General features: G+C 36.6%; 12 protein-coding genes. 5 read left to right on the top strand and 7 right to left on the bottom strand.

Features of this window, described 5'->3' with window-relative positions; genetic code table 11:
* Positions 1-13: 13 nt before the first annotated feature.
* The 3 genes from rpsB to rplM all read right to left on the bottom strand — a co-directional run bounded on the left by rpsB (position 14) and on the right by rplM (position 1,831).
* A complete protein-coding gene (gene rpsB / locus DYR29_RS13190) occupies positions 14-775 on the bottom strand; it encodes a 30S ribosomal protein S2 (protein WP_047373581.1) in 762 nt (253 codons plus the stop codon).
* Positions 776-982: 207 nt separating this feature from the next.
* Complete coding sequence (gene rpsI, locus DYR29_RS13195; protein ID WP_047385930.1) at positions 983-1,369, bottom strand: 30S ribosomal protein S9; 387 nt, start codon at positions 1,367-1,369, stop codon at positions 983-985.
* A 6-nt stretch (positions 1,370-1,375) separates the two neighbouring features.
* Complete coding sequence (gene rplM / locus DYR29_RS13200; protein ID WP_027375420.1) at positions 1,376-1,831, bottom strand: 50S ribosomal protein L13; 456 nt, start codon at positions 1,829-1,831, stop codon at positions 1,376-1,378.
* A 349-nt stretch (positions 1,832-2,180) separates the two neighbouring features.
* On the opposite strand from rplM, the gene DYR29_RS13205 reads away from it, so the two are divergent.
* Positions 2,181-3,293 carry a DUF3667 domain-containing protein gene (locus DYR29_RS13205; protein WP_213277243.1) on the top strand — a complete coding sequence of 371 codons (1,113 nt, stop codon included), beginning with the start codon at positions 2,181-2,183 and terminating at the stop codon, positions 3,291-3,293.
* On the opposite strand, the gene DYR29_RS13210 is transcribed toward DYR29_RS13205, so the two are convergent.
* Entirely contained in the window at positions 3,290-3,622 is a 333-nt protein-coding gene (locus DYR29_RS13210) for a hypothetical protein (RefSeq protein WP_213280627.1), read from the bottom strand. The genes DYR29_RS13205 and DYR29_RS13210 overlap by 4 nt on opposite strands.
* 249 nt (positions 3,623-3,871) lie before the next feature.
* Between DYR29_RS13210 and DYR29_RS13215 the strand changes: the two genes are divergently transcribed.
* Positions 3,872-7,219: a methylmalonyl-CoA mutase family protein gene (locus DYR29_RS13215; protein WP_213277244.1), complete on the top strand. Its 3,348-nt coding sequence runs from the start codon at positions 3,872-3,874 to the stop codon at positions 7,217-7,219.
* A 154-nt stretch (positions 7,220-7,373) separates the two neighbouring features.
* Positions 7,374-8,084 carry a diphthine--ammonia ligase gene (locus DYR29_RS13220; RefSeq protein WP_213277245.1) on the top strand — a complete coding sequence of 237 codons (711 nt, stop codon included), beginning with the start codon at positions 7,374-7,376 and terminating at the stop codon, positions 8,082-8,084.
* Positions 8,085-8,119: 35 nt separating this feature from the next.
* Here DYR29_RS13220 and DYR29_RS13225 read toward each other — a convergent pair whose 3' ends face one another.
* On the bottom strand, positions 8,120-9,529 hold the full coding sequence (locus DYR29_RS13225; RefSeq protein WP_213277246.1) for a pyridoxal phosphate-dependent decarboxylase family protein: 1,410 nt from the start codon (positions 9,527-9,529) through the stop codon (positions 8,120-8,122).
* Positions 9,530-9,701: 172 nt separating this feature from the next.
* Here DYR29_RS13225 and DYR29_RS13230 point away from each other — a divergent pair, with 172 nt between their 5' ends.
* Entirely contained in the window at positions 9,702-10,814 is a 1,113-nt protein-coding gene (locus DYR29_RS13230; RefSeq protein WP_213277247.1) for a serine hydrolase domain-containing protein, read from the top strand.
* A gap of 16 nt (positions 10,815-10,830) precedes the next feature.
* On the opposite strand, the gene DYR29_RS13235 is transcribed toward DYR29_RS13230, so the two are convergent.
* Positions 10,831-11,550, bottom strand: a complete 720-nt coding sequence (locus DYR29_RS13235; RefSeq protein WP_213277248.1) for a hypothetical protein — start codon at positions 11,548-11,550, stop codon at positions 10,831-10,833.
* Positions 11,547-11,870 carry a PadR family transcriptional regulator gene (locus tag DYR29_RS13240; protein ID WP_213277249.1) on the bottom strand — a complete coding sequence of 108 codons (324 nt, stop codon included), beginning with the start codon at positions 11,868-11,870 and terminating at the stop codon, positions 11,547-11,549. Before DYR29_RS13240 ends, DYR29_RS13235 begins: the two co-directional genes overlap by 4 nt.
* A gap of 78 nt (positions 11,871-11,948) precedes the next feature.
* On the opposite strand from DYR29_RS13240, the gene DYR29_RS13245 reads away from it, so the two are divergent.
* Positions 11,949-12,473, top strand: a complete 525-nt coding sequence (locus DYR29_RS13245) for a 2'-5' RNA ligase family protein (RefSeq protein ID WP_213277250.1) — start codon at positions 11,949-11,951, stop codon at positions 12,471-12,473.
* Positions 12,474-12,483 lie beyond the last annotated feature (10 nt).

Genomic DNA, 12,483 nt, shown 5'->3' on the forward strand with positions numbered 1-12,483 from the left:
AGAAAATCTTTAATTATTCTGCATCGAAGTCAGCATCTTTATCAGCAGATACTACTTCTCCTTCTTCTTTAGATTTTTCTTTATCAGCTTTTCTCTGAGACTGACCTTCTTTGATAGATTCTGAAACAATGCTCAAGATCATATCGATAGATTTAGAAGCATCATCGTTTCCTGGGATAACGAAGTCAACTTTTCTAGGGTCAGAGTTTGTATCAACAATACCGAAAACTGGAATACCTAATTTCTTAGCTTCAGTTACAGCGATGTGTTCTCTCAAGATATCTACAACGAAGATTGCAGAAGGAAGACGAACCATATCAGAGATAGAACCTAAGTTCTTTTCTAAGTTAGCTCTTTGTCTGTCAACTTGTAATCTTTCTTTTTTAGATAAAGTTTCGAACGTACCGTCTTTTTTCATTTTGTCGATAGCATTCATCTTCTTTACAGCCTTTCTGATAGTAACGAAGTTCGTTAACATACCTCCTGGCCATCTTTCTGTAATATAAGGCATATTAAGTTCAGAAGCGTGTTTTGCAACAACTTCTTTCGCTTGCTTCTTAGTAGCTACGAAAAGAACTTTTTTACCTGCAGAAGTTAATTTTTCTAAAGCACTGCAAGCTTCATCTAATTTAACTGCTGTTTTATGTAAGTCTACAATGTGAATACCGTTTTTCTCCATAAAAATGTATGGAGCCATATTTGGGTTCCACTTTCTAGTCATGTGACCGAAGTGTACGCCAGCCTCTAAAAGGTCTTTTACATTTGCTTTTGCCATGTTTTCTGTTTTTGTTAGTTTACTTTCCGTCTTTTAAACAATCAACAACTTCTTTAGATGGGAGAAGCGTTTGGATGCTAAACGTAACGGGCAATTGGCGGTCTGCTTTTTGCTTTTGGCAATGGGCTTTTCGCCGAGATTAAGTTTAAAAAAAATTTAATACATTTCTGTAGCCAATAGCCATAAGCCATCTGCCAACGAGAAATCTTAACGTTTTGAGAATTGGAATCTCTTTCTTGCTTTTTTCTGACCTGGCTTCTTTCTTTCCACCATTCTTGCGTCTCTTGTAAGTAAACCAGCTGGTTTCAATGCTAATCTGAATTCAGCGTTGATTTCGCATAAAGCTCTTGAAATACCTAATCTGATAGCTTCTGCCTGACCTGTATTACCACCACCGAATACGTTTACGGTAACGTCATACTGACCAACAGTCTCAGAAAGGATAAACGGTTGGTTTAATTTGTAAACCATCACGTCTGTAGAGAAATATTCTTTAGCATCTTTACCGTTTACTGTAATAACACCAGAACCTGGTCTTACATAAACTCTTGCTACAGAAGTTTTTCTTCTTCCGATTTTGTGAACTATAGACATAATTAATTATTTAAATTCGTTAACATTAATTGTTTTAGGCTGTTGAGCTTCATGTTTGTGCTCAGTTCCTTCATATAAATAAAGGTTCTTAAGGATAGCAGCTCCTAATCTGTTTTTAGGCAACATACCTTTTACAGATTTCTCTAATACCTTTAAAGAATCTTTCTTTTGAAGTTCAGCCGCAGTCATAGACTTCTGTCCACCAGGGTATCCTGTATGCCAGATATAAGTCTTATCAGCCCACTTGTTTCCGGAAAGTGTAATTTTCCCAGCATTCAAAACGATCACGTTATCACCACAATCTACGTGAGGTGTAAAGTTCGTTTTGTGCTTACCTCTCAAAATCTTTGCAACCGTAGAAGCTAATCTACCTAACGGCTGTCCTTCAGCGTCTACCACAACCCATTCTTTATTCGCAGTAGCTTTGTTCGCTGAAACAGTTTTGTAACTTAATGTATTCACACGTTTTAGTTAAAGATTAAACATAATTTACCCCTAAAAGGGTGTGCAAAGGTACAAATTATTTTTGTAACCCAAAAACATATTTTATTTTATCTATATAATCAGGTCCACACACCCCTATATCAATAGATTTTAACACTATTATAATTTTGGCATGCATCTTGTAAATTGTTGTGGCGATGAAAAAAAACGCTTAGAAGATTCTAAAAACACAAATGATATAGCAAAGAGTTTTTTCCCTCAACTCTTTCTTTTATTAAATTTACTTTAAAGATTTTCGTAAAACCCATTAATATAATTACAGTTTCATTGAAATAATTATATTTGCGTCAATCATATTCCATAATTCATGAGCCACGGAAAACTAAGAGATGATAAAACCTGCCTGAACTGCGGACATCAGGTTGATGAAAGGTTTTGCCCCCACTGCGGACAGGAAAATATTGAAAGCAGACAGCCCTTTCATTTTCTCTTTACTCATTTCATTGAGGATTTCACCCACTATGACGGACAGTTCTGGAAAACCATGCAATACCTGTTTACCCGTCCGGGAACACTTACCAAGGAATATCTTGCAGGTAAAAGGCAACTGTATGTGGCTCCTGTAAAGCTGTACATATTCATAAGTTTCATTACATTCTTTCTACCCAACATCTTACCTCACGCCAAGGAGGAAGCAGAAAGACCCAGCCACAATAAAGTAGAAACAAAGTCAAAAAAACAGAAAGATCTCTCCAAAGACATTGTAAAAGATTTGCAAAAAGAAGGAGTCTTGTCTCATGAAGTGGCAACTGCCGCTCAGAAAACGCTGGACACCCTAAAAACAGCAGATACTATAAAGATAAAAGATGTTGAAGCAAAAAAGGATCTCTTTGACCGTACATTTGATACCAAAGAAGCAACTCTTATGAATGCGTATACTCTGAAACAGTACGATTCTATTCTTGCGAAAGATAAAACAGGCATCTATACATTAATGAGGCCCATTGCAAAGAAAGGATTTGCTTTAAAAGACGAAGGCTACAGTAAACATCAGATCTGGGAAAAATATAAGGAGAACTTCATCCATACAATTCCCAAAGCACTCTTTGTATACCTTCCCATATTCGCCTTCTTTTTATGGCTGTTTCACAACAAAAAGAAATGGTGGTACTTTGATCACGGTATATTTACCCTTCACTATTTCTCTTTCCTTTTATTAGGAATATTGATATTTATAGTAGGAGAAAAGATAACAAGTTATCTGCCGGACAGTAATTGGCTTACTCTGTTATATGTTTTAGCCTTCTTAGGATTATCTGCCTATATGATGATCTATTTCTTTGTTGCCCACCACAGGGTATATGAAACAAAAAAAAGAACGAGTATACTAAAAGGGTTACTACTATTTATTATCAACTATATCGGATTACTCCTGATGTTTATGGTATTGATGTACCTAAGCTTTATTATGCTTCACTAATTTCTAAGGGATTTATTTCCTCTGAAGCTTGCAAATAAATAATAGGCAACGAAAACGGTAGAAAATTTCAGGATAGAAGGAATCGCTAATTCAAGATTAAAAATTAAAGTTCCTGCCAGAACAAGAATTCCCATCCCTACAAATGACAGTCCTAATTTCTTAGGCAGTGAAAAATTGGGTGTATCCAGATAGTAAGCAAGTCCCCAGGCAGCACCAAAGGCAACAGCATAATAAATATCAAGTCCGATATTCTCTGAACTTAAAAAGAAATAGTTAATCAGGAAGCTAATTACGGTTCCTAATCCGAAGTACATCAAAGCTTTTTGCATGTCTGTAAAAATATTCTGCAAAAGTAGAGAATTTAATTTGAGAATGTAAAGATGGGTGTCTTTGAAAACGAAGTCACTGCAACTTGTTTTAACTCTGTGGTTTCCCAACTTTCAGGATATCCAACCCAAAAAGGGGATATACAATTAAATAGACACAACCAATCAACTGACAATCAAAAGGATAAAATCAAACACGCGGTTCTTTTTTTATTGTTATATTTGAGAACTTAGAAACTTTCTAGAATTTTTATGGAAACCCAAAAATATACTCCAACCAACAAGGTAAGAATCGTAACTGCTGCCTCATTATTTGATGGGCATGATGCTGCGATCAATATTATGCGTCGTGTTATTCAGGGAACAGGATGCGAAGTGATCCATTTAGGACACGATAAATCAGCAGAGGAAGTTGTAAATACAGCAATCCAGGAAGATGCCAATGCTATTGCATTAACTTCATATCAGGGTGGTCACAACGAATATTTCAAATATATTTATGACCTGTTGAGAGAAAAAAATTCACCTCAGATCAAAATTTTTGGCGGCGGTGGCGGTGTAATTCTTCCGGAAGAGATCAAGGACCTGATGTCTTACGGAATAGACAGAATTTATTCACCGGATGACGGCCGTGAGCTCGGACTTCAGGGAATGATTGATGATCTTGTACACAGATCAGATTTTGCTACAGGAAAAGATGTAACTGCAAAAGATCTGGATGCTATCAGCTTTGAAAACTCAACAAGCATCGCCAGCATTATCTCTGCTGTTGAAAACTTCTCAGAAGAAAAACCTGAGCTTGTAAAAGCAATTGACGAAAAGTCTAAAGATTTAACTATTCCAATTATTGGTATTACAGGTACCGGAGGAGCTGGTAAATCTTCTTTAACAGATGAATTGGTAAGACGTTTCTTACGTTCAAATACTGATAAAAAAATTGCCATTATCTCTATTGACCCTTCGAAAAAGAAAACCGGAGGGGCTTTATTAGGAGACAGAATCCGCATGAACGCGATCAATGATCCTAGAGTTTATATGCGTTCTATGGCCACCAGAGAAAACAACGTTTCCGTTTCTCCATTCATTCATTCTGCATTGAATGTACTGAAGCTGGCTCATCCTGATGTCATCATCCTTGAAACGTCAGGGATCGGACAGTCTGGTTCAGAAGTTTCAGATTTTGCCGATGTTTCTATGTATGTCATGACTCCTGAATATGGAGCGTCTACCCAGCTGGAAAAAATCGACATGTTAGACTACGCAGATCTCGTAGCCTTAAACAAATCTGATAAAAGAGGAGCTCTTGATGCTCTTCAGGCTGTAAGAAAACAGTTCCAGAGAAATCACCTTCTATGGGAAAGCCCATTGGAAGACATGCCTGTATATGCTACAAAAGCATCTCAGTTTAATGACCACGGAACAACGGAACTATATAACAGGTTAGTTTCTAAAGTAAACGAAAAATTTGCAGATTTAAAACTAAACGCATTTGTAGAGCAGGAAATTACAGACGAGGTAACCATTATTCCACCAAAAAGAGTTCGTTACCTTTCTGAAATCGTTGAAAACAACAAACAATATGACGCTAATATTGAAAAGCAGGCTGAACTGGCCAGAACAATGTATCATATTGAAGGCGTAAAAAATATAATTTCGAATGAGGTTTTGGATGCTGAATATCAAAAGGCTGAAAAAAATCTTCAACAGGAAAATATAGACTTCCTGAAAACCTGGGATGATACGAAAAAAGCTTTCCAGGCAGAATTCTATTCTTATTTTGTAAGAGGAAAAGAAATAAAGGTAGAAACTTCTACAGAATCTTTATCCCATTTGAGAATTCCAAAAATTGCATTACCAAAATACACTGACTGGGGTGATCTGATCAAATGGAAAGGACAGGAAAACCTTCCTGGAAGCTTCCCTTATACGGCGGGAATTTATCCGTTCAAGAGAACCGGTGAAGATCCGACAAGGATGTTTGCGGGAGAAGGAGGCCCTGAAAGAACCAACAGAAGATTCCATTATGTTTCTGCAGAAATGCCTGCAAAACGTTTATCCACAGCTTTTGACTCTGTAACATTATATGGTCAGGATCCCGCTTTACCACCAGATATTTATGGTAAAATCGGAAATGCCGGGGTTTCTATCGCAACATTGGATGATGCTAAAAAATTGTATTCCGGATTTGATCTGGTGAATGCACTGACTTCAGTTTCTATGACGATCAACGGTCCTGCACCGATGCTACTGGCTTTCTTTATGAATGCAGCTATCGATCAGAATGTTGAAAAATATATCAAAGAAAAAGGTTTAGAATCTAAAGTAGAAGCTAAACTTAAGGAGAAATTTGATGATAAAGGTTTAGAAAGACCAAAATACAAAGGCGAACTTCCTCCATCCAATAATGGGTTAGGATTACAGCTTTTAGGATTAACGGGTGATGAAGTAATTCCTGCAGATGTGTATGCAGAAATTAAGGCTAAAACGATTGCTACCGTTCGTGGTACCGTTCAGGCTGATATCTTAAAAGAAGACCAGGCTCAGAATACATGTATCTTCTCTACTGAATTTGCCCTTAGACTAATGGGTGACGTTCAGGAATATTTCATCAGAGAGAAAGTGAGAAACTTCTACTCTGTATCCATTTCAGGATATCACATTGCTGAAGCAGGAGCAAACCCTGTTTCTCAGTTAGCATTTACACTGGCCAACGGTTTCACTTATGTGGAATATTACTTAAGCCGTGGAATGGATATCAATGATTTTGCACCAAACTTATCTTTCTTCTTCTCCAACGGTATCGACCCTGAGTATTCAGTAATCGGGCGTGTAGCAAGAAGAATCTGGGCAAAAGCTATGAAGTTAAAATACGGAGCTGACGAAAGAAGCCAGATGCTGAAATACCACATCCAGACTTCAGGACGTTCTCTGCACGCTCAGGAAATTGATTTCAATGACATCAGAACAACTCTTCAGGCGCTTTATGCGATCTATGATAACTGTAACTCACTCCACACCAATGCTTATGATGAGGCAATCACGACTCCTACTGAACAATCGGTAAGAAGAGCGATGGCAATCCAGCTGATCATCAATAAAGAATTAGGATTAGCTAAAAACGAAAATCCGCTTCAGGGATCATTTATCATTGAAGAATTAACGGATCTTGTGGAAGAAGCTGTATATACTGAATTCGACAGAATTACAGAAAGAGGTGGTGTTCTTGGAGCAATGGAAACGATGTATCAGCGTTCAAAAATCCAGGAAGAATCTATGCATTACGAATGGCTGAAACATACAGGTGAATACCCGATCATCGGAGTAAATACTTTCTTAGGAAAAGACGGTTCACCAACTGTTTTACCAGGAGAAGTTATCCGTTCTACAGAAGAGGAAAAACAGGCACAGATTGAATCCCTGCACAACTTCCAGCAAGCAAACAATAGCAGATCTGAAGAAGCTCTGAAACAACTTCAACATGCTGCCATCAACCAGCAAAACTTATTTGAAGTGATGATGGATGCTGTAAAATACTGTTCTTTAGGACAAATTACCAATGCTTTATTTGAAGTGGGTGGTAAGTACAGAAGAAATATGTAATCCTTAATTGGACCTACATTTTTTATAAATTAAACCTCAAAGGATTTCTTTGAGGTTTTTATTTTAATTGTTGATAAAAATCAAGAAATACTATTTTTCATCATTTAATTCAAGACCATCCTTAAATCCTTATTTTTGACGGATTATTTTTACAATGAAACCAAAAGCTTTATTCAACTGGAGCAGCGGAAAAGATTCTGCTCTTGCCCTTTATAAAATACTACAGGAAGATCAATATGAGATTTCTATGCTCCTTACAAGTATTAATAAAGAATTTCAAAGGATTTCCATGCATGGGGTTCATGTTTCTCTGTTGAAAAAACAGGCCGAAAGTCTCGGAATCCCATTGATTAAAATGGAGCTTCCTAAAGAACCGTCAATGGAAGAATACCAGCAAATCATGAGTACAACAATGGCCGGAATTCAAGCTCAGGGTATTACCCATTCCGTTTTCGGTGATATTTTCCTGGAAGATCTGCGAAAATACAGAGAAGATCAATTAAATACTGTCGGTATGAAAGCCGTATTCCCCCTTTGGAAGCAAGATACATCCAACCTCATCCGTGAATTTTTAGATCTTGGTTTTAAAACCATTGTAACCTGTGTAAACGGAACTTATCTGGATAAAAGTTTTGCAGGACGGATTATTGATCAGAAATTTATAGATGATCTTTCTGAAAATGTAGATCCATGCGGAGAAAACGGAGAGTTTCATACTTTTACTTTTGATGGACCTATTTTCAAAAACCCGGTTCAATTTGAAATTGGAGAAACCGTGAAAAAGACTTACCCTAAGCCTAAAACAACTCCTGAAGAAGAAGACAGCGAATATGTTTTCTGGTTTTGTGATCTGCTGTTAAAATAAGCCTGTGAAAATTTATCCACAGGCTTTCCAATAAATTATTTTATTTCAGCAATGATTTCATTCATGAGATCAAATACCTGTCTGATATCTTTTCCACTGGTCATCCAGTTTACAAAAGCAGCTCTTATTCCTTTATGCTGATTATAAAAAGTAGGCGTCATAAAGACTTTTCCTGTGTCATTAAGCTTTTCAAGAAATTGTTCTACCTCATTCTGTTTTGTATCATCTTTTAATGTAAAACAGACCGTATTCAATCTTACCGGAGCCAGCAGTTTAAAATCATGACTGTTCTCAATCAGCTGGCCAAACTGTTGTGCCCATGCTATATTATTATCTACAATCTCCTGGTAACCTCTCTTCCCATAAGCCATGAGAGAGAACCATGCCGGAAGAGCCTTTAATCTCCTTGAGTTTTCAGGAAGGAAATTTAAATAGCTGAAATTCTCCAATGGATCGCCCAGATAAGGAGCATTTGAGTTTTGAAAAGTTTCTACCTGTAAAATTTTATACTTCTCTTTAATCAGAAACACTGCACTTTCATAAGGGACATTCAACCATTTGTGACAATCTACTGTAATACTGTCGGCATATTCCCAGCCTTCCACAAGGTGTTGATGCGTTTCCGAACAAGCTGCAAAACCACCGAAGGCAGCATCAATGTGCCACCAGAAATTGTATTTTTCTTTTAATCTGCTGATCGCTTTAAAATCATCAAAATCCACTGTATTTACTGTTCCTCCACTTGAAATCAATATAAATGGCTCACCATTAAGCTTCAGAATATTTTCTTCCAGATCTTTGATATGGATTGCTTCACGGTTTCCTTCTTCCGTTTTGATCTTAACGATATTACCGCTGCCAAGTCCCAATAGTGATAATGATTTTATAGAAGATGAGTGAGGAGTCGCCGTAAGTACCTTTACTGTTCCCGAAACACCTTCTTTGGCAATATCTCTTCCCCGCTCTTTTCCCAGCCATTGACGACCAACAGCCAAACAGGTAAAGTTAGACATCGTAGCTCCCGATACAAAACCTCCCAGAAAGTTTTCCGGAAGCTGAAGAAGTTTAAGTAAAAGCTGTATGGTTTCCATCTCTATTTTTGCGGAAGCATCTCCCTGCTCTGTTACTGACTGGGGATTCTGATCATAAACCGTCGTCAGCCAATCACCTGCTATCGATGCCGGTGTAGCTCCTCCTGTTACAAATCCCCAATATCTCGGCCCTCCTGATCCAACTATGATCGGTTCAAATTTTTCATTAAAAATCCTTAAAACTTCTTCTGTCCCGAATCCTGATTCCGGAAGCTCCTGCCTTTCCGATATATTATTATTGATTACTGATGTTGATCTTTCTTCAATAGAATTCAGGTAATCTGTTCCCTGTTCTTTGATGATATTCAGCAGATTTCCAATGTTTGCTGAATCATTTTTCAAGTGTTCATTCATATTTTGTGATACATTTTCTACATCAAATGTATTAAATGCTCACTAAAGAATCCATTAAATCCATATAAAATTGACTCAAAGCCCTTCCTAGCACGTAATTTGCATCCTTTAATGCTCTTGGATATTTTAGTATCTTTAAGAGTAACAACCATCATTTAAAAATACAACACCTGTGATCAAAAATTTAGTATTCCTGACCCTGTTCTGCGTTTTATTTTCCTGTACAACAACTGAGGCTCCAAAAGCCACTCCTGTTGATAAAAAAGCCATTATTGATTCTACTGTGGCAGCTTTTCAGAAAACACTTTTAGAACAACAGATTGATTCTACTTTTAAAAAGTACCATTTCAATGGAAGCATTGCTGTTTTTAAGGACACCATTCCCCTTTACAGAAGAGAAAACGGATATTCTGATTTTAAGAAGAAAACTAAAATTGACAGCAATACTATTTTTGCCATAGGTTCGGTAAGCAAGCAGTTCACCGCTGTTTTGGTCTTACTTCAAATGGAACAGGGAAAACTAAATGTGACTGATAAAGTTTCAAAATACCTGAAGGAATTTCAAAGTAAAGAATATGAAAACATTACGATTCATCAATTATTAAATCATACTTCAGGATTGAATATGGTGGGAGGAAAGCTGATGTTTAAGAGTGGTTCTGACTTCTTCTACTCCAACGACGGATTCAATACTCTTGGAAAGATTGTGGAAAAAGTTTCAGGAAAGTCCTATGCTGAAAATGTTCAGGAACTCTTTAAAAAAGCAGGAATGAAACATTCTTCAACAGGAGACACTTTTAAAGGAAATAATTTTGCCAGTGCTTATCTTGGTACACCTGCTAAATTTCAGGAAGTTCCCAATATGCCGAAAAGATTAGGCGGTGCAGAAATCGGAAATCCGGCTGGCGGAATATTATCTACCATTCAGGATCTTCATTCATGGAACAATGCTTTGTATGGCGGAAAAATTTTAAAGCCTGAAACCCTGAAGCTATTCATGGCAAAAAGCGCAGAAAGACGTCATGCAATCTTTGGAAAAATGGGCTACGCTTACGGTATCATGCTTAATATTGGCCAACCTAATTCTTATTTCCACAGCGGCTATATAAAAGGTTCTCCTTCATTAAATATCTATTATCCGGACACCAAAACTTCCGTGATCATCCTGTCTAATATTGCCGATGAAGAAAAAGGTAAAGGAGTAATCTTCAGACCTCAGATTGAAGTAAAAAAGATCACAGATCATCTGGAGAATACTCTTACGCAGCTTAGATCACAACATTAGTTGAATGGTGTATTATTTATGCGGGTTTAAGGAATTCCTGCATTTTCTCCAAACTCTTTTTGTGTTCCATAAAATTGAATACAGCAAAAACAAGTGCCGTCTGCAATATAAGCGGCAAAATCAAAGTCACTAAAGTCAGAAAAACTTCAGAATGATTGTGTTCTCTGAAAAACTGATAAGCATAGTCTCCGTTTTTCATGACAACCTGAGCCATTGAAGAAGCACATACAACCATCAATCCTATATTCTGCTGATACATTGTATAAAGGCTTTTCCCTTTGTATTTAAAATCTGCTTTCAGGTATTTCCAGATCTTATAATTAAAAACCAATATCAATACTGAGCCCAACAAAAAAGATCCGTTAAGCAGTTTGAAAAACAGATTATAATTTTCCTGATTTTTTGCTATAAAAATCAACAATAAATTAATTCCTAAGGCCAGCAGTCCAATCATTAAAGATTTTCTGAAAAGTCCGGCATATTTTTCCTGTATAATCCTTTTGGCAATCAAAGGAATTGCTGTTGGGTAGAATAGCAGATAATTAACTAACTTAAATTCTCCGTTCCAGGATTCTTTTGTCTTTAAAAAAGCATCCTCGAAACTTATATTCTCCTTATTCTGAAGATCTGAAATCTGACTGATCATATGATCTCTGATTTCTACCAGAATATCCAATGAAAGCTGCTGGGCGATCAGATAATCTGTAATTTTACTTTCCTGTTCTCCGGTTATCATAAATTGAATATGGTTTGTAGGTTTAATAAGTAACTTTTCATCTCAGTTTCTTTTTCTGCCTGTTGTGTTTTTCCTTTTTCAGTCAGCAGATAATATTTACGGTCTCTTCCGTTGATCTTCTGAATTTCAGAAATAATCATTCCGTCACTCTCCAGTTTGTGCAGTAATGGGTAGAGTGCTCCTTCGGTTATTTCAAGCTCACCTTCCGTGAGTTCTTTCGCCCTTTGGGTAATCTGATATCCGTACATTTTAATTTCTTTGGAAAGAAGCTTCAAAATAATATTCTGCAGGGTACCTTTATAAAGACTATTCTTTTTCATAGAATGATTTATACCTTGCAAACATATGCATAATTTTCTTATGTGTATAAATTTAATATAAAAAATTTAATTTGCTTTATGAAAAAAATGTACTTCATAGCAATTTATCCTCCTCAGGAGATTATTGAAGAAATAAGAATATTTAAAGAAGATCTGGCAACGAATTATGCCAATTCCAAAGCTTTGAAAAATGAAGCCCATATTACACTATTCCCTCCCTTTTCCAGAGAAATTGAACTGGAGAATGATATTCATGTTGCTTTTCAGAAGATCAATACGGAAATCACACCGTTTGAAGTAGAACTGGATGGCTTTGGAAGCTTTGCTAATCCTAAAAACCCTGTACTCTATATTCGGCCGAAAGAAAATATTCATTTAACCGAGCTTTATCATAGAGTAAAAGAGTACTTTAATTTTGCCCCATATTCTTTTAATCCTCACGTGACTGTAGGATTCAGAGATCTGACTTGGGAAAATTATCTTAAAGCCTGGGAAAAATATGAAACAAAGGAATATAAAACTAAATTCTTAGTTGATAAATTAATCCTTCTCCGTCATGATGGACAATGGATACCCGTAGCAGAGAAAAAACTGGAAAAATAAAACCGGCTGC

It is taken from the genome of Chryseobacterium indologenes (assembly GCF_018362995.1).
Taxonomy (GTDB): domain Bacteria; phylum Bacteroidota; class Bacteroidia; order Flavobacteriales; family Weeksellaceae; genus Chryseobacterium; species Chryseobacterium indologenes_G.